Genomic DNA, 16,398 nt, shown 5'->3' with positions numbered 1-16,398 from the left:
ATGAAAAAATATATTGCGGCGTTTATAAGCGCTATATTTCTAATTTCTTGCGGAAATAAGAAGAATGAGGAAACTAAAAATGCTGAAAATAAAAGCATTGATATCATTAAATTAAGTCCTGAGCAAGTTAAAAATGCTGGTTTAGAAAGTGGTAATCCGACTGCAAAAAATGTTAAGGAGGTTTTACAGCTTCAAGGTACAGTAACGGTTCCGCCCAAAAGTGTAATTAGTATTAGTATTCCGTTAGGAGGTTATGTGAAAAGCACCAATCTTATTGCAGGAATGAATGTGCAAAAAGGACAGGTTTTAGCGGTTTTAGAAGATATGCAGTTTATCGAGTTGCAGCAAAATTATTTGATGGCGAAAGAGAAATTCGAATTGGCTCAAAATGAACAAAGAAGACAAAAAGAGTTAAATGCAAACAAAGCGGCAAGTGATAAAGTTTTGGAACAAATTACGACTGAAATGAGAACACAGCGTATCACAATGTCTTCTTTGGAACAAAAATTAAACTTGTTAGGAATTAATGCTAAAACACTGAATGTTGGAAATATTAGCAAAACAATTCGAGTGATTTCGCCAATAAACGGCTTGGTTTCTAAAGTAAATATAAACATCGGAAAATATGTAAGTCCGACAGATATGCTTTTCGAATTAATTGATAAGAAAGACATTGTTCTAACTTTAAACGCGTTCGAAAAAGACGTGACTTCTCTTTCAATCGGCCAAACGGTTATAGCGTATACAAATTCTTCTGATGATAAAAAATATGCCGCTAAAATCGCTTTTATCAATCAAAGTTTGAATGGAGATCGTGCAGCAGAAATTATTTGTAAAGTAAATAACTATAACCCAGAACTTTTGCCAGGACTTTTTGTAAATGCTGAAGTGGAAATAGAAAACAAAAAAGCATTGACTGTTCCAGAAGATGCTGTAGTGCGTTGGGAAGGAAAGTTTTATGTGTTTACAGATATTGGAAACAATCAGTTTCAAATGATTGAGGTAAAATCTGGAGTTAAAAATGAACGTTATAATCAGATTATTTCCGATGCTATTTCCAGCTCATCAAAAGTGGTTGTCAAAAATGCTTACACTTTATTAATGTCTGCCATGAACAATGACGAACAATAATGTTTACTTTTTAATTACAATTTAGAGTTAAACAAGAAAACCCAGTAAATTTAGTTTTACTGGGTTTTTTAATTCTTTGTTTTTCTAATCAATTGATTCTAGCTTTAGTTGTGGGTAGTTCATTTGAAACTTTATATGTGTTATTTTATAATATTGTAAATAAATAAAATAGATTGCCTCAATTGTTTTTGTTTATCAAAATAATTTCATCTCCAGCAATAGCAAAAACGGTATGTTCTGGTTCAGGTTTCAAGATAAATTTCCCAGTAAATTCTCCAAAAGCAGGCAGTATCATCTGATTGCTTTTTTGAAAAAAACAACGCAGTTTCAAGCTTTGAAGGCCTAATCCGCGGAGGATTATTCCAGGATGTATATGTCCTGAGAAATTGAAAAAATTTTCTTTTTCTGTAGGATGATGGGTGAAGAGAAAATGATCAATCTCTAGTGAATCAATGACAAGAATTCCAATTTGGTAATAATGTTTTTGGTCTATTATATCATGATTTCCTGCAATCAAATAAGTTTCTTGATTATGATTGGAAATCCACTCTTCAAATAAATCCCATTCAGCATTTTTGGCGCTGTGAAATAAATCTCCCAAAAAAATGATTTTTTCAGGAAGGAAATAATCCAAAACTTCTGTGATTTTTCTAAAATTTTCAGAAATGGCATTTTGCGGAATAGCAATTCCGTGTTTTCTAAAATGCGTTACTTTTCCCAAATGCACATCAGAAATAATGACTGTTTTTTGTTTCTCCCAAAAAACAGCACCGCTGGAATGAAGTGTAAAGGTTTCGTTTTGTATTTGAATATTCATAAAGATCTATTTCATGTAAGATGCAGTCATTTTCTGAATTCTTTCAGCCAAAGTTTCGCTCGAAAGTTTTTCTCTCAATCGATCGGTAATTATAGGAAAACTAAAAGGAGTCGGTTTCAAGCATTGTTTCCAGATTATTTTTTGATTTGCAATTCGTTCCAAAGCCAAAATCAAACGTCCTTCTTCCAATTGATGCTCAAAGGTTTCACGGTAGGCTTGATGCAATAATAAATTATCGGGCTCAAAATCTCTAAATACTTCAAATAGCAATTGCGAGCCGCTTTGCAAATGTTTGGTCTTAACCATTTTTCCTGGAAAACCTGTAAAAACCAATCCTGAAATTACCGCGATATCTCTAAATTTTCTTCGCGCCATTTCGGTTGAATTTAAACTTTTCTGCAAATCGTGATGCACATATTCGGTTGAAAATAGATTATTGTCTAAAACCGCTTCGATATCTATTTCCTGATCCGAAAGCAATTCGAAACCATAATCATTATAAGCCAAAGAAAATGTGATCGACTGCAATAAACTTATTCTAAAGGCCAATAAACTGGCTAAAGCTTCATGAACAAAACGTCCTTCAAAAGGATAAAAAATCGCATGAAATCCTTCTCGAGTTTTGAAGGTTTCAATTAAAAATTCATCAGAACTGGGTACAATAGATTCTTTGCGCTGTCTTTTAAATAAAGGCTGTAAAGCTTTTAATTCTGGCGAAAGATTATCGGTATTGGCGCGATATAATTCCTGTCTAAGTAATTCGCTCATTTGAGAAGAAAGAGCCAAACGTCCGCCCATCCAACTAGCAATTTTAGATTCTTTCTTCGGACTCGCTTTTTTTACCAAAACCTGCATGTTTCTGATTTTGAATAATTCCAGTTTTTTTCCTGCGAAAATAAATGTGTCGCCAGGTTTTAATTTCGAAATAAACCATTCTTCAATCGTGCCGATATAACCGCCGCTGAGATATTTTACATTCATAACGGCATCGCCAACAATAGTTCCAATCTGCATTCTGTGATGCATGGCAATCATTCTGCTGTTTATTTTGTAACAGCCGTTTTCGTCAATTTCCACTTTTTTAAATTCGTCATAAGCATGAAGGCTTTGGCTTCCTTGTGTGATGAAATTTAAAATCCAGTTCCAATTTTCATCCGAAATGGTTTGATAACTAAAAGTTCCCTGAATTTCTTTGAAAATTTCGTTTGGATAAAATCCGTCAGAAACTGCCAACGTATTAAGATATTGAACCAAAACATCCCAGCTGTTTAAATACGGAACACGATCTTCTATCACGCTGTTTTCGACCGCTTTTTTCAAGGCAGAAGCTTCGATTAATTCAATGGCATGAGTAGCAAGAAAATAAATAACGCTTTCTTTTCCAGGCTGATGTCCGCTTCGTCCGGCTCGCTGCATAAAACGGGCAACGCCTTTTGGACCTCCAACCTGAATAATTGATTCGACAGGAGCAAAGTCAACACCTAAATCTAAACTAGAAGTGCAGACCACGACTTTTAATTCTTCGTTCCGAATGGCATTTTCAACCCAAAGTCTGGTTTCTCTGTCAATGCTTCCGTGATGCATCGCCATTTCGCCAGCAAATTCGGGATATTTTTCTAATAATCTCTGATACCAGATTTCGCAAGCCGAACGAACATTGGTAAAAATAAGCGTCGTTTTACTGGCTTTTATAATTTTTGCCGCTTCATCAATCAGATGCAAACCCATATGTCCGCGCCATGGATAGGTATCCATTTTTTCTGGAATAATGGAAACAACTTTTATTTTCTTGTTAATCACCGCTTTGATTAAAACAGAATTATGATACGCTTCAGAATCTACTCCAAGCAAAACTTCCTGCGCTTGCTGTAGATTACCAATTGTGGCCGAGATTCCCCAAATACGAATATTTTTCGCGATAGTTTTCAATCTTGACAAACCTAATTCTATTTGCACGCCACGTTTGGTTCCAAGCAGTTCATGCCATTCGTCAATTACGATGGAACTGCAATTTTTAAAAATATTAGCATACCCTTTTGTGGCTAAAAGTAACTGCAGACTTTCGGGAGTTGTAATGAGCAAATCGGGCATTTTATTTTTTTGCTTGGTACGTTCTGCAGAAGATGTATCTCCCGAACGAATACCAACTGTCATTGGAATATCTAAATCTGTAAGCACTCTTTCTGCCGCTTGTTTAATCTCAACAGATAAAGATCTCAAAGGCGTAATCCAAATCGCTTTTAATCCTGAATTGTGCTTGGTTCTATAATTCGGGTTTTCTTTGATGTAATTTAAAATGATGGGAAGCCAAAGCGCGTAGGTTTTTCCGCTTCCTGTTGGAGCATTTAGCAAGCCATTTTTGCCCTGCAAAAAAGCAGTCCAAGTCTGGGTCTGAAACGGAAAAGGCTTCCATCCCTGACTTTCAAACCATTCGCTAGCGATCTTAAATAACTGCTCTCTATTCATCTATAAAATCATATTTTTTAAATCTTCGATTGAATTGGCATCTTCAATTTTTTTATCGTGTCGCCATCTTAAAATACGCGGAAAACGGGTTGCCACTCCGCTTTTATGTCTTTTGGAAAGGGCAATTCCTTCAAAACCAATTTCAAAAACCAATTTTGGCGTAACGCTTCTTACAGGTCCAAATCGTTCCAAAGTATTTTTTTTGATGAAATCATCGACCATTCTAAATTCTGCATCGGTTAAACCGGAATACGCTTTCGCGAAAGTGACGAGTTCACGTTCGTTGTTTTCATTTTCCTGCCAAAGGGCAAAAGTATAATCGGTAAACAAATTGGAACGTCTTCCGTGACCGCGCATAGCGTAGGTAAGGACGGCATCAATCGTTAAAGGTTCTATTTTCCATTTCCACCAATCTCCTTTTTTTCTTCCAATTAAATAGGGAGAATCTTTTCGTTTCAGCATTAAACCTTCGCTTTTCATTTCGCGAGACTTTAATCTTTCATTTGTAACATCTTCCCAAGTCGAAAAATGAATCCTTTCTGAAAGCTGTAACGGGATCTCTTTTCCGATTAAAGTCGTAAATAATTCTTCTAATATGGTTCTGCGTTCTTCGTAAGGAAGATTTCGAATATCATTTCCCTGCCATTCCAATAAATCGTAAGCTTTAATGATAACAGGTGTATTTTTCAAAACAGAAGCCGATACATTTTTACGGCCAATTCGGGTTTGCAGATCATTAAATGTCCCAATTTGATTGTCTATAAAAGGAAGAATTTCGCCGTCTATAACTGTTCCGTCTGGAATATTGCCAATGAAAGATTGAAATTCAGGATATTTATCGGTTACCAATTCTTCTCCACGGCTCCAAACATAAATTTCGTTATCGCGAATAATCGTTTGAGATCGAATTCCGTCCCATTTATGTTCGGCACTCCAATCTTCGGGATTTCCTAGATTTTCAAGTTCGCCTTCAATTGGATAAGCCAAATAAAACGGATAAGGTTTTGATAAATAATCGCTGCTTCTTTCGTCCAAAATCAATTCTTGAAACGTAATTGTATTTGGATTCCAGTCGCCCATTAATTTATAAGCGAGTGTGTCTTCATCAATATTTTCGGCTTTAGAAAGTGCTCGAGTCATTAACTTCTGACTTAAACCAATTCTGAAACTGCCCGTTATTAATTTAGTAAAAACGAATCGTTCGTAATAATTTAAATTTAGCCAATTGGTTTGCAAATATTCCTTTTTCTCTAAGTCGGTTTTCTTTTTTAGAGAGATGATTTCCTGTAAAAATTCGGTTAGACTTTTGTCAGAATGTTCTTTTGTGGTTGGAATAACCAAAGCAATCGTTTCGGCCAAATCACCCACAATATGATAACTTTCTTCAAAGAGCCAAAGCGGAATATTAGCCAATTCGTTTGCCCATAAACGTAATAAAGTGGTATTAACGGGTCGAGGAGGGCGACGATGCGAAAGAATAGCGATTGTCCAGACTTTGTCTTCGTCGTTTGCTTTTAGGAAATAATTCGTCAGCGCATCAACTTTTACCGATGTTTTATTAGAACTGTCTAAGGTTTTTATAAGCTCGGCAAAGTTTTTCATTTAATTATAAATTTTGGGTTATGGGTTATGGGTTATGGGTTATAGTTAGACATCGAATAACATTTAACTCTTAACGTTTAACTCCTAACTCCTAACTCCTAACTCTTAACCTATCTAACTTTCCTCTGTGTCATTTGTTTCTCCTTCGTATTGTGTGTTGGCTGTTCGGGCATCGTAACCTAATTCCCTTAAATATCTCGAGAATATATCTGAATATCCGTGAGTGCAGATGACTCTTTCTGCACCTGTCGCTTTTATGCTTTCCAATAAACCGGTCCAGTCGCAGTGATCGCTTAAGACAAATCCGCGGTCAACGGCCCGTCTTCGTCTTGCACCTCTAAAAGCCATCCAACCGCTTGCTGTTCCTGTTACAAAAGGAGTCATTTTTCTAATCCAAGTGCTTCCGTGTGCGCTTGGCGGAGCAATTACAATATTGCCTAATAAATCTTCTTTTTTAGTTTCTGCAGTTACTCGTATTGTTGGGGGCAAATCAATCATTGGACGAACAATATTGGTCATATTTTCAATTGCGCCATGCGTGTAAATTTGTCCAATGCTTGTGTCGAGATTTTTTAATAATCGTTGCGCTTTTCCTAAGGAATATCCAAAGAGGACAGACGTTTTTCCTTCTGCTCGATTTTCTGACCACCAATTATTAATTTCAGTCATAACATCTGCTTGCGGTTCCCATTTAAAAGCGGGAACTCCGAAAGTACATTCGGTTATGAAGGAGTGACATTTTACAACTTCATACGGAACTGAAATTCCGTCGTCTTCTGTTTTATAATCGCCTGTAAAAACCCAAATTTCACCTTTATATTCCACTCTAATTTGTGCTGAACCAATAATATGTCCTGCTGGATGAAAAGAGAATTTTACGCCGTTTATAGTAAAAGTTTCATTCCAGTTTTTGCCCGAAACATTAATGTCTCCCAAACGATGTTTTATAATTGGAATATTAGAATAGTGTGTAATATAATTTTGGTGTCCCCATCTCGCATGATCAGAGTGACCATGTGTAATAATGGCATTGGTTACCGGCCGCCACGGATCGAGATAAACATCGGCCTGCTGGCAGTAGATTCCTTTGTCGTTAAATTGTAATAATGGCGGATTCATTTTTTTGACTAGATCATTAGAAAATTTGATACTTAGATAATTGTTTTTTAGGAGCTTGCTGCTATTATTAGATAGGCGATAAGTGATATGCTCAATACAAACAGCATCATTGTAATAAAGGTAAGCATTGCTGTCGAATATTGATACTTTCCTTTTTTTAATAGTTTGATAGTGTGAATGTAGCGTAAGTATGATAGCAAAATAGTCAATGCTCCAGCAATTAATAAACCAATACCTAAATAGATGGTAAAGTTACTATTGGGCGGGACAGTTTCTGCTAAATGTTTAGCGGGAACATGTTTTAGAAATAAGGAAAATTTTACTGCTACAAATCCGAAAACCATGATCCCAATTCCAGTGCGAAGCCATGCTAATAAAGTTCTTTCATTAGACAAGTATTCATTCATAGCTTCCTGATCATTTTTTGGCGACATAACTGTTTTAAGATTTTTTAGTATTCAAAATTTGTGTAAGGTGGACAGTTATATTTATCATCCTCATTATCTAGATTGTAGCTGTCATAAGGATTTGATTCGTTATAGGAAGGAAAAGTATTGTCCTCAGCCAGATTTAGTCCGCTCTCTACGATTTCGTAACAACCATCAGAAAAATGATCGCATTGATTTCTATAATTGGTATCATGATTTTGCCCTGAAGTAAACTCTTCATCCAAAGCTTCATTTTCATGTGCAGTATCAATATGATCAGGTTTTCTGCACTTAAGATTGTTTAATCTTGCAATTTTTAGGTTGTCAGTATCTGTTCTCATAACTACTATTCTCATAACTACTATTTTTAAGTTGTAATTTTCGACTTTTGATATATACAAATTTGAAAATTAGCTACTTGAAAAAATTATAAGATTTGAATTTAATTTTACATGATTCGTTTCTGTAAAATTTTGTCTTAATTTTTATTTTATAAAATTCAATTATAATTCTGTAAAATAAGTACTTACGTATTTTGCAACTTTGTATATATTAATAATTTTAAAAATTATAACATTATGGAAACTTCAAGAAAAGATTCGAAATCTGGAATGAAAGATTCTGGAAAAACTCAAAAATCAACATCTGGTTCTAGAGCAAAAAGCGCTACAACAAAATCAACAGATTCAAAAGGTAGAGCTGGACATTAATTTTTTTAGTTTTCTAAGTAGAACTAAATAATAAAAGCGTGCTGTTTAAATGTAGACAGCACGCTTTTACGTTTTATTAAGCTTAAAGTTTATTTTAAAACTTCCTGAATTGTTTTTACAAAAGTTTCAATTGGCTGAGCACCCGAAACAGCATATTTGCGATCAAATACAAAGAAAGGAACTCCTTGAACTCCAATTTCGGCAGCTTCTTTAATATCTGATTGTACTTCTTTAAGAAATAAGTCTTCGCTTTCTAGCACTTCTCTAATTTCATTTTCTTCTAAACCAGCCTGGATTCCTAATTTAATCAAGGTTTGACCATTGTTTAGATCTTCTCCGTCAGTAAAATAAGCTTTAAAGAAAATTTCTTCCATTCGATCGCCAATATTTTTAGTTTTAGCCAATTGAATGATTCTATGTGCGTTTAAAGAATTTGAGATAACAGCCTTATCAAAATTATAATCTAAACCAACACTTTTAGCGCGTTCTGCGACACCTTTGTGCATTTCTTTAGATTGTTCAATAGACATGCCTTTTCTTTCTGCTAAGAACGTGTAAACATCCATGTCTGGTTGTGATGTGATTGTTGGATCAAGCTGAAAACTTTTCCATTCAATTTCAAATTCGTCATTAGGAAATACTGCAAGCGCAGTTTCCAACTGTCTTTTTCCGATATAACAAAACGGACACATGATGTCCGACCAAATTTCTATTTTCATTTTACAAAGATATAGAAAATTGTTGTTTCATGTTTCATGTTTCATGTTTCAAGTTGATATGCTATTCGTTTTTCTAACCGCGAAGTGCGCTAAGATTTTACGCAAAGTTCGCTAAGGTTTTTGTTTAGTATTGTTTTGGAACGCACAGTACACAAAGATTTTACGCAAAGTTCGCCAAGTTTTATGTTTAAGATTTTATAGAATGCTAAGCACACAAAGCTTTGCGAAGTCTGCAGTTAAAAAAACACAAAGCTTTGCGAACTTTTATTCTTTATAAAGACTTAGAGAAAAGAAAACTTAGCGAACTTTGCGTAAAATCTTTGTGCACTTTGCGTTAAAAATTAAAGACAAAGCATATCAACTTGAAACCTGAAACTTGAAACCTGAAACTTGAAACCTGAAACTTGAAACAAAATAAAAAACCGCAACTCTTTATAGGAATTGCGGTTTCTAGGTATAAAAAATGGTTGGTTAATAGCGATATCTTTTTTTTTTACAATGATAGATCTTTTATTTAAAACTAAAAAACATCCCTGTAACAGAAAGAAACTTTAATGTTAACTATTTAACATTACAGGCATTACAAGCATTGTTACTGTTTCTCCTTCTTCTAAACCATCAACTGGCGTTAAAATACCAGCTCTGTTTGGTAAAGACATTTCAAGCATAATCATGTCAGATTGCAGGTTTGTTAGCATTTCAGTTAAGAAACGAGAGTTGAAACCAATTTGCAAATCATCGCCTTGATAATCACAAGTCAATCTTTCTTCTGCTTTGTTTGAGTAATCGATGTCTTCTGCAGATACGTTTAATTCTGCTCCAGCAATTTTCAAACGAATCTGGTGCGTAGTTTTGTTAGAGAAAATCGCAACACGACGAACAGAGCTTAAGAATAAAGAACGGTCAATCATTAATTTGTTTGGATTCTCTTTCGGAATTACCGCTTCGTAGTTTGGATATTTTCCATCGATTAAACGACACATTAAGATATAATTGTCAAATGAGAAAGTTGCATTTGAATCGTTGTACTCAATTTTTACTTCAGCATCAGAAGTTCCTAAAATACTTTTTAAAATGTTTAAAGGTTTTTTAGGCATGATAAAATCTGCAACTTGAGACGCTTTAACGTCTGTACGAGAGTATTTTACCAATTTGTGAGCATCTGTTGCCACGAAGATTAATCCTTCTGGTGAAAACTGGAAGAATACTCCAGACATTACCGGACGTAAATCATCGTTTCCTGCCGCGAAGATAGTTTTGCTTACTGCAGTTGCTAAAACCTCTGCAGGAACAAGTGTTACAGATGGATCTTCAAGACTTACTGCTTTAGGGAATTCTTCTCCTGCAGCATAAGCCAAGGCATATTTACCAGAATTAGAGCTAATCTCAACTGTGTTATTGTCTTCAACAGTAAAAGTTAACGGCTGCTCTGGGAAAGTTTTTAAAATTTCAAGCAAAAGTTTCGCAGGAACAGCTACACTTCCTTTGCTTGTAGAATCGATAGATAATGTAGCCGACATAGTCGTTTCAAGATCTGAAGCTGAAACGGTCAACTCATTATTGTTTAGTTCAAACAAAAAGTTGTCTAAAATTGGCAACGTATTGTTGCTATTGATTACACTACCTAAAACTTGTAATTGTTTTAATAAGTACGAACTCGATACTATAAATTTCATCTGTTTTATTTTATTTTTTGATGGATGCTTTAGCAAATAAAGGGCTAAATATACGGATTACAAATATATCTTAAACTATCTAAAGTATTACATTTTTTTATTAACATCTATTTGCTGTATTTTCTTTTTCTTACAAAAGTAAATACAAGTCCGAAAACCAATAAAATTAGAATTGGAACTCCGATAGTTATGAATTGCGTAAAGGTATAGTTTTCGTAAACTTTTTCTTTGTCTAATAAAGGCAGTTCTACATCTTTACTTCTAATGTTAATAAGTCCAGTATCGTCTAAAAGATAATTGATACAATTCATTACGAAGTCTTTATTATCATATAGGTTTCCTGTTCTTTGGTCGTAACCTAGTTCAACTGGCATCATGTTTTTGTCCAATTGATTTCTTGCAATGTCTCCGTCGGCAACCACAATCATTTTATTTGGTTTTCCTTGTGCTGTAAAAGAATTGTCTTTAAAAGGCAATACTCTGTTTTCAAAAGCAGAATGAAAAGAGCCTTCTAATAAAACAGCAAGCGGTTTATTTCCTTTATTCAAATAATCCTGCGGAGTCGTTTTTTCGGTAACCATGTTCAGGTTAACCTCTACAGGAGAACCAATTGTTTTAGAATATTGAGAAGATTGCAATAAAACGGTTTTCTTGATTCCGTTTTTCAAAGTGTCAATCGGATTTGCAAAATCGAATTTAATTCCGCCCAAATTTTTAACGATAGGGTGTTGGCTCGTTGGAAAAACCTGCGGAGCAAACTTCCAGACAAAATCCTGATATTGAGTAGCACTTCCTTGTTCGCCAGTTGCTAATTTTATCGGAGTTCCTTGTTCGTCTTTAATTAAATCAGGATTAATTCTGAATCCGTATTTAAAGAACATATCGTTTAGATTTAAATCTCTCGGATAGGCCAGAGTTGCGCCCATATCATTATACAAACTATCCATATCGGCAGCGACTTGGTCAATTAGCCAAAGCGTTTTTCCGCCGTTCATGATAAACTGATCTAGAACTTCTTTTTCTTCGTCAGAGAATTTTTCTGTTGGTTTAGAAATAATGGCTAAATCGTATTTTTTTAATGCATTTAAAGTCCCATTCGGATCTTTAGCAACAGAATCCAAAGTAAAAGGGCCAATGAAATAGCTTTCGCGAATCTGCATCAGCATTTTGGCAACGTGAACTTCGTTCAATTCGCCATTTCCTTTTATAATCGCAACTTTTTTCTGTTTGTCTTTTGTAATTTTATTGATAGCATCTGCAATAGAATATTCTAAATGTTGAATTGATCCAATCACTTTCTGAGTTGTAGAAGCTCCCATTATATTTTTCAATAAAGGAATATTAACTTCTTTATTGTTGTAAACTGCAACTGCCCAAGGAAAAACCATTGCTTGAGATTGTTTTCCTTTGTCGTCAACCGTAATATTTATTGGAGTTAATCCTTTTTGGAAAAGCGATTTTGTCAATTCGTCGCTTTCTTCTTCATTTTCTAAAGGATCAACAAATTCAAAAACAATATTGCTATTATAGGCTTGAAATTCTTCTAATAACTGTTTGGTTTCCTGCTGCAAACGTCTAAAATCTGCTGGAAGATCACCAGCCATATAAATTTTTATAGAAAGCGGATTCTTGATTTGTTTTACAATTCCTAAAGAAGTTGGCGATAAGGTATAACGTTGATCTTTGGTTAAATCAAAACGATGAAAAAAGAGTGTCCCGAGAACATTTAGAACAACTAAAATAAAAATAGTGATGCCTAATGTCTTTAAATTTTGCTTTGTAGATAGTTTCATTAGGCTTTAAAAGATTTTAATTGGTAAACAGTAAAAGACAAGAAAGCAATAGCAATGCTTAAGAAATAAATAATATCTCGAGTATCGATAACGCCACGGCTCATACTTTTAAAATGATTCTGCATTCCTAAAACCGAAATAAAATTGTTTGAACCAGGAATTAAAGATGCCAACCCTTCGAAACCAAAATAAAAGAAAAAGCATAAGAAAACGGCAACAATAAAAGCCACAATCTGATTTTCTGAAAGGGTAGAAGTGAAGATTCCGATTGCGGAATAAGAAGCAATTAGAAATAACAGTCCGAAATAAGAACCAATTGTACTTCCCATATCAATATTGCCTTCTGGCGAACCTAAATCTGAAATTACTTTTACATAAATTAAGGTTGGAATAATGGCTAAAATGATCAACAAAAATGAACCAAAAAATTTACCATTTACAATTTCCCAGATTGATAAAGGTTTTGTCAAAAGTAATTCTAAAGTTCCTTGTTTTTTTTCGTCAGAGAAACTTCTCATGGTTACGGCTGGAATCAAGAAAATTAAAATCCATGGCGCCAATGTGAAAAACGGAGTTAAATCGGCATAACCTGTATTTAGAATATTATAATCTCCTTCAAATACCCATAAAAAGAGTCCGTTGCTGATTAAGAAAATCGCAATGACCAAGTAGCCAATAGGAGAACCAAAAAAGGATTTTATTTCTCGTAAAATGATTGATTTCATTCTTGTTTTGTTTTTTATTGTTTCATGTTTCAAGTTTCATGTTCTTGAAACGACTTATAAATTATTTTCCGTGTGTAATTTTTATAATTTTCGAGTTTCTAGCATCAATAATTATTAAAAATGTCCCTCCGACATAATTTTCAGGCAATGTTCCAGAAATAAACCAGTAATTTTCTAAGAGGTAAATTTCATATGGCCTTTGTTTTTCTATCTTTTCTTTTCCGTAGATATCAAATAAAATTGGTTCTGCGATTTTAATTGCAGTAACACTATCTTTTATAACTAACTTCTCATTATCGATAACATTATGCTGTGATTTTTTAGATAAAGCAATTTTTAATTCTTCATTCGCATTTTCAATCCCTAAAACTAAACGCTTATTTTGTGTACAACTGCTAAGTGTAATTAGTAAAAATGATAAGAGAAAATATTTCATAATTTGATTTTTTATTTCATCCTTCAAGTCGCACAGACTTAAACTTGAAACTAATTTAAGCTCACCAATTTATCCACGCTCCACGCTTCTGGTTTTGCATTGAATAATTTTTTTGTAAAATCCCAAACGGTATTAAACAGTTCAGAGTTTCTGTAATTTTCTAAATCTTCTTCGGTTTCCCAATAACTGTAGGTAAAAAAGATGCATTTATCATTTTTGTCCTGATACAATTCTAAAAAACGATTTCCTTCTGCATTTCGTATTTTCTCTTTCACCGATTCAAAATTCTCTAGAAAATCAGGAATTTTTTCTTCGTGAAAACTCATTTTTACTATTCGAACAAACATGTATTCAATTTTAGATTTTAGAATTCAGATTTTAGATTTTTTTGAAAGCTAAAGTCTTACAGGTGCGCAAAAATACCAAATTTGATTGTTGTTTTAAATAAAAATTGAAATATTATAAATGTCGATTTTTAAATTCTATTTTGACAGTATTTTCAAACATAGCTCGTGGTTTCAACCACGGGAAACGTTGAGTGATATGCGTTGCGTCCCCGTGGTTGAAACCACGGGCTATGTTTATGATGTAATGAATAATCTGCTCAATCAGCAAAATCTGCGAGAGAATTAATCTAAAGTCTGAATTCTAAAATCTAAAATTAATTTACGAGAATTTAATCGTAATCACATCACGATAGTTTAAACCAAGTAAACTATTTGCAGAGCCCACTTTAGAAGGATTGCTTCTAAAAATAGCAATTTCAAGAAAACCAGCTTCATTAAAAATAGCCAGTTTTTCTCCTTCATACGTTTTAATCGGATATTTATCTGAAGTTGCAATAGCCGAATAATTGGGCAGAATGGTTTTGATGCTTTTTGGACTCATCACAATTTCATAAGGACGTCCGCGTGAAATTTCTAAGAATTGTTTTTTAGAAATATTCGTTACCACGTTTCCAAAATGATCGATGTAAATGATGTTTCCTTTTATAGAATTTCCGTCGTCGGCTACAAGAGCTTGCAATTCGGTAGCTTCTTTAATAGATGAAATCTCTTTTCCAATTACATTCAATAAGCCGCCTCTAGATAGGTGAGAAGCTACTTGAATAAAAATATCCAAATCGGTAGCTTCAATCGGGAAACGATCATGGATATTAATTGCCACAATTTTCTGCGGAACGATTTTTTGCGTCAACATACTTAAGATTCCGTTATCGGCACAAATAAAATAATGATCGTTCCACTGCATAGCAATGTGCTGGTTTTCTTTATTGCGTTCAATATCAACCCCAATAAGGTGAACCGTTCCTTTTGGAAAGCTCAAATATGCGGCTCCAATAATATAACTTGCTTCGGCAGTATTAAAGGGATCAATGTCATGAGAAATGTCAATGATCTGAACTTCTGGATTTTCAGAAAGTATTTTACCCTTCAGCGACCCCACAAAGTGATCTTTCAAGCCGTAGTCTGTAGTAAGGGTAATTATTGACATAATTTTGTTTATAACTATTGATAGTATTTAAATCTAAATTTCATTAAATTTGAGAAATGCAAAGCTAATAATAGTAAACACAAATTGAAAGAAAGAAAAGACAATTTATAATTTTTAAAGCATTTGCAAGTTACAATATTCAGTAACACGGATTTAAGTTTATTTTGACAAAACTGAAAACCGCAACTGAATACGGTGATAAAAAAAGACCCGACAACCACTAAATATTAAAAGGAATTTTTAATTTAAAACTACTTCATTTGAACGAAAGAATAATCGAGCTAGTAGATATTGCACCAAAAGAATTTTGGGGCGCGCAGGACAGCCATTTAGAAATCATTAAAAAGTATTACCCGAAGCTTAAAATCGTAGCGCGAGGGACAACTTTAAAAGCATTTGGCGAAAAAGAAGTTTTAGACGAATTCGAAAAAAGATTTCAAAGATTAATGCTTCATTTTACACGTTACAACAATATTGACGATAATGTAATTGAGCGTGTAATTATGAGTGATGGTCAGGAAGAAAAAATAGCTTATGATCATGATAAAATCTTAGTTCATGGTGTTGGCGGTAAGATTATCAAAGCAATGACGCCAAATCAGCAATTGCTGGTTGATACGATTAAGAAAAACGATATGGTCTTTGCTATTGGTCCTGCTGGAACCGGAAAAACTTATACCGGTGTCGCTATGGCGGTTAAAATGCTAAAAGATAAAGAGGTAAAAAGGATCATTCTGACGCGTCCAGCGGTTGAAGCGGGAGAAAATCTCGGGTTTCTTCCTGGGGATATGAAAGAAAAACTAGATCCTTACATGCAACCATTATATGATGCATTGCGTGACATGCTTCCGAACGAAAAATTAGAGGATTATATTTTGAAAGGAATAATTCAGATTGCGCCACTTGCGTTTATGCGTGGGCGTACGCTTGACAATGCCTTTGTAATCCTTGACGAAGCACAAAACACCACACATTCACAAATGAAAATGTTTTTAACCCGTATGGGAAAAAACGCCAAATTTATGATTACAGGTGATCCAGGACAGGTCGATTTACCACGAAGAACTATTTCTGGTCTTAAAGAAGCTATTTTGGTTCTGAAAGACATAGAGGGTATCGGAATTATTTATTTGGATGATAAAGATATCGTTCGACACAGATTGGTTAAAAAGGTGATTGACGCTTATAAACAAATCGAAAATCACGATTAATAATTATTGTAGTGAAATGTTAAATGTAAATCGTGAATTGTGTTTTAGCATTTATTAATATTCGTTTTGTA

At 34.1% G+C, this 16,398-nt stretch carries 16 protein-coding genes; 3 read left to right on the top strand and 13 right to left on the bottom strand.

Annotated features, from left to right (window positions below; all coding sequences use genetic code 11):
* On the top strand, positions 1–1,131 hold the full coding sequence (locus tag ACFO3N_RS20175; protein ID WP_379800711.1) for an efflux RND transporter periplasmic adaptor subunit: 1,131 nt from the start codon (positions 1–3) through the stop codon (positions 1,129–1,131).
* A 178-nt stretch (positions 1,132–1,309) separates the two neighbouring features.
* On the opposite strand, the gene pdeM is transcribed toward ACFO3N_RS20175, so the two are convergent.
* The 6 genes from pdeM to ACFO3N_RS20145 all read right to left on the bottom strand — a co-directional run bounded on the left by pdeM (position 1,310) and on the right by ACFO3N_RS20145 (position 7,919).
* Positions 1,310–1,948: a ligase-associated DNA damage response endonuclease PdeM gene (pdeM, locus tag ACFO3N_RS20170; RefSeq protein ID WP_379800710.1), complete on the bottom strand. Its 639-nt coding sequence runs from the start codon at positions 1,946–1,948 to the stop codon at positions 1,310–1,312.
* Between the two features lie 6 nt (positions 1,949–1,954).
* Complete coding sequence (locus ACFO3N_RS20165) at positions 1,955–4,414, bottom strand: ligase-associated DNA damage response DEXH box helicase (protein ID WP_379800709.1); 2,460 nt, start codon at positions 4,412–4,414, stop codon at positions 1,955–1,957.
* Positions 4,415–6,016, bottom strand: a complete 1,602-nt coding sequence (locus tag ACFO3N_RS20160; RefSeq protein ID WP_379800708.1) for an ATP-dependent DNA ligase — start codon at positions 6,014–6,016, stop codon at positions 4,415–4,417.
* Between the two features lie 114 nt (positions 6,017–6,130).
* Positions 6,131–7,135, bottom strand: a complete 1,005-nt coding sequence (locus ACFO3N_RS20155) for a ligase-associated DNA damage response exonuclease (RefSeq protein WP_379800707.1) — start codon at positions 7,133–7,135, stop codon at positions 6,131–6,133.
* A 47-nt stretch (positions 7,136–7,182) separates the two neighbouring features.
* Complete coding sequence (locus ACFO3N_RS20150; RefSeq protein WP_379800706.1) at positions 7,183–7,569, bottom strand: YidH family protein; 387 nt, start codon at positions 7,567–7,569, stop codon at positions 7,183–7,185.
* A gap of 17 nt (positions 7,570–7,586) precedes the next feature.
* Entirely contained in the window at positions 7,587–7,919 is a 333-nt protein-coding gene (locus ACFO3N_RS20145) for a hypothetical protein (RefSeq protein ID WP_379800705.1), read from the bottom strand.
* Positions 7,920–8,141: 222 nt separating this feature from the next.
* On the opposite strand from ACFO3N_RS20145, the gene ACFO3N_RS20140 reads away from it, so the two are divergent.
* Positions 8,142–8,273, top strand: a complete 132-nt coding sequence (locus tag ACFO3N_RS20140; RefSeq protein WP_379800704.1) for a hypothetical protein — start codon at positions 8,142–8,144, stop codon at positions 8,271–8,273.
* Positions 8,274–8,362: 89 nt separating this feature from the next.
* Here the strand turns inward: ACFO3N_RS20140 and ACFO3N_RS20135 are convergent, their stop codons facing one another.
* The 7 genes from ACFO3N_RS20135 to ACFO3N_RS20105 form a co-directional block, all read right to left on the bottom strand.
* On the bottom strand, positions 8,363–8,992 hold the full coding sequence (locus ACFO3N_RS20135; RefSeq protein WP_379800703.1) for a DsbA family oxidoreductase: 630 nt from the start codon (positions 8,990–8,992) through the stop codon (positions 8,363–8,365).
* 557 nt (positions 8,993–9,549) lie between these two features.
* Positions 9,550–10,668, bottom strand: coding sequence for a DNA polymerase III subunit beta (dnaN, locus tag ACFO3N_RS20130; RefSeq protein WP_095930019.1), 1,119 nt, complete (start codon positions 10,666–10,668; stop codon positions 9,550–9,552).
* A 107-nt stretch (positions 10,669–10,775) separates the two neighbouring features.
* Positions 10,776–12,461 carry a gliding motility-associated ABC transporter substrate-binding protein GldG gene (gene gldG, locus ACFO3N_RS20125; protein WP_379800702.1) on the bottom strand — a complete coding sequence of 562 codons (1,686 nt, stop codon included), beginning with the start codon at positions 12,459–12,461 and terminating at the stop codon, positions 10,776–10,778.
* Positions 12,461–13,186, bottom strand: a complete 726-nt coding sequence (gene gldF, locus ACFO3N_RS20120; RefSeq protein WP_379800701.1) for a gliding motility-associated ABC transporter permease subunit GldF — start codon at positions 13,184–13,186, stop codon at positions 12,461–12,463. Before gldF ends, gldG begins: the two co-directional genes overlap by 1 nt.
* Positions 13,187–13,247: 61 nt before the next feature.
* Positions 13,248–13,622: a YbbC/YhhH family protein gene (locus ACFO3N_RS20115; RefSeq protein ID WP_379800700.1), complete on the bottom strand. Its 375-nt coding sequence runs from the start codon at positions 13,620–13,622 to the stop codon at positions 13,248–13,250.
* A gap of 50 nt (positions 13,623–13,672) precedes the next feature.
* Positions 13,673–13,969 (bottom strand): putative quinol monooxygenase, encoded by a 297-nt coding sequence (locus ACFO3N_RS20110; protein WP_095930016.1) that lies wholly within the window; start codon positions 13,967–13,969, stop codon positions 13,673–13,675.
* A 319-nt stretch (positions 13,970–14,288) separates the two neighbouring features.
* The gene (locus tag ACFO3N_RS20105) at positions 14,289–15,116 is read right to left on the bottom strand and encodes an SAM hydrolase/SAM-dependent halogenase family protein (protein WP_095930015.1); all 828 of its coding nucleotides are present in this window, start codon (positions 15,114–15,116) and stop codon (positions 14,289–14,291) included.
* 260 nt (positions 15,117–15,376) lie between these two features.
* Between ACFO3N_RS20105 and ACFO3N_RS20100 the strand changes: the two genes are divergently transcribed.
* Entirely contained in the window at positions 15,377–16,327 is a 951-nt protein-coding gene (locus ACFO3N_RS20100) for a PhoH family protein (RefSeq protein WP_379800699.1), read from the top strand.
* Positions 16,328–16,398: the final 71 nt, after the last annotated feature.

It is taken from the genome of Flavobacterium chungangensis (assembly GCF_042654045.1).
Taxonomy (GTDB): Bacteria; Bacteroidota; Bacteroidia; order Flavobacteriales; family Flavobacteriaceae; genus Flavobacterium; species Flavobacterium chungangensis.
The sequence above is the reverse complement of the archived record's forward strand: the minus strand, read 5'-3'. Positions and strand labels throughout refer to the sequence as shown.

What these genes read in the sequence shown, in the direction of transcription:
- ACFO3N_RS20105 (WP_095930015.1), bottom strand. Translation starts at nt 15,116, where the DNA reads ATGTCAATAATTACCCTTACTACAGACTACGGCTTGAAAGATCACTTT.
- dnaN (WP_095930019.1), bottom strand. Translation starts at nt 10,668, where the DNA reads ATGAAATTTATAGTATCGAGTTCGTACTTATTAAAACAATTACAAGTT.
- ACFO3N_RS20160 (WP_379800708.1), bottom strand. Translation starts at nt 6,016, where the DNA reads ATGAAAAACTTTGCCGAGCTTATAAAAACCTTAGACAGTTCTAATAAA.
- pdeM (WP_379800710.1), bottom strand. Translation starts at nt 1,948, where the DNA reads ATGAATATTCAAATACAAAACGAAACCTTTACACTTCATTCCAGCGGT.
- ACFO3N_RS20140 (WP_379800704.1), top strand. Translation starts at nt 8,142, where the DNA reads ATGGAAACTTCAAGAAAAGATTCGAAATCTGGAATGAAAGATTCTGGA.
- ACFO3N_RS20150 (WP_379800706.1), bottom strand. Translation starts at nt 7,569, where the DNA reads ATGTCGCCAAAAAATGATCAGGAAGCTATGAATGAATACTTGTCTAAT.
- ACFO3N_RS20175 (WP_379800711.1), top strand. Translation starts at nt 1, where the DNA reads ATGAAAAAATATATTGCGGCGTTTATAAGCGCTATATTTCTAATTTCT.
- gldG (WP_379800702.1), bottom strand. Translation starts at nt 12,461, where the DNA reads ATGAAACTATCTACAAAGCAAAATTTAAAGACATTAGGCATCACTATT.
- ACFO3N_RS20110 (WP_095930016.1), bottom strand. Translation starts at nt 13,969, where the DNA reads ATGTTTGTTCGAATAGTAAAAATGAGTTTTCACGAAGAAAAAATTCCT.
- ACFO3N_RS20155 (WP_379800707.1), bottom strand. Translation starts at nt 7,135, where the DNA reads ATGAATCCGCCATTATTACAATTTAACGACAAAGGAATCTACTGCCAG.
- ACFO3N_RS20135 (WP_379800703.1), bottom strand. Translation starts at nt 8,992, where the DNA reads ATGAAAATAGAAATTTGGTCGGACATCATGTGTCCGTTTTGTTATATC.
- gldF (WP_379800701.1), bottom strand. Translation starts at nt 13,186, where the DNA reads ATGAAATCAATCATTTTACGAGAAATAAAATCCTTTTTTGGTTCTCCT.
- ACFO3N_RS20115 (WP_379800700.1), bottom strand. Translation starts at nt 13,622, where the DNA reads ATGAAATATTTTCTCTTATCATTTTTACTAATTACACTTAGCAGTTGT.
- ACFO3N_RS20165 (WP_379800709.1), bottom strand. Translation starts at nt 4,414, where the DNA reads ATGAATAGAGAGCAGTTATTTAAGATCGCTAGCGAATGGTTTGAAAGT.
- ACFO3N_RS20145 (WP_379800705.1), bottom strand. Translation starts at nt 7,919, where the DNA reads ATGAGAATAGTAGTTATGAGAACAGATACTGACAACCTAAAAATTGCA.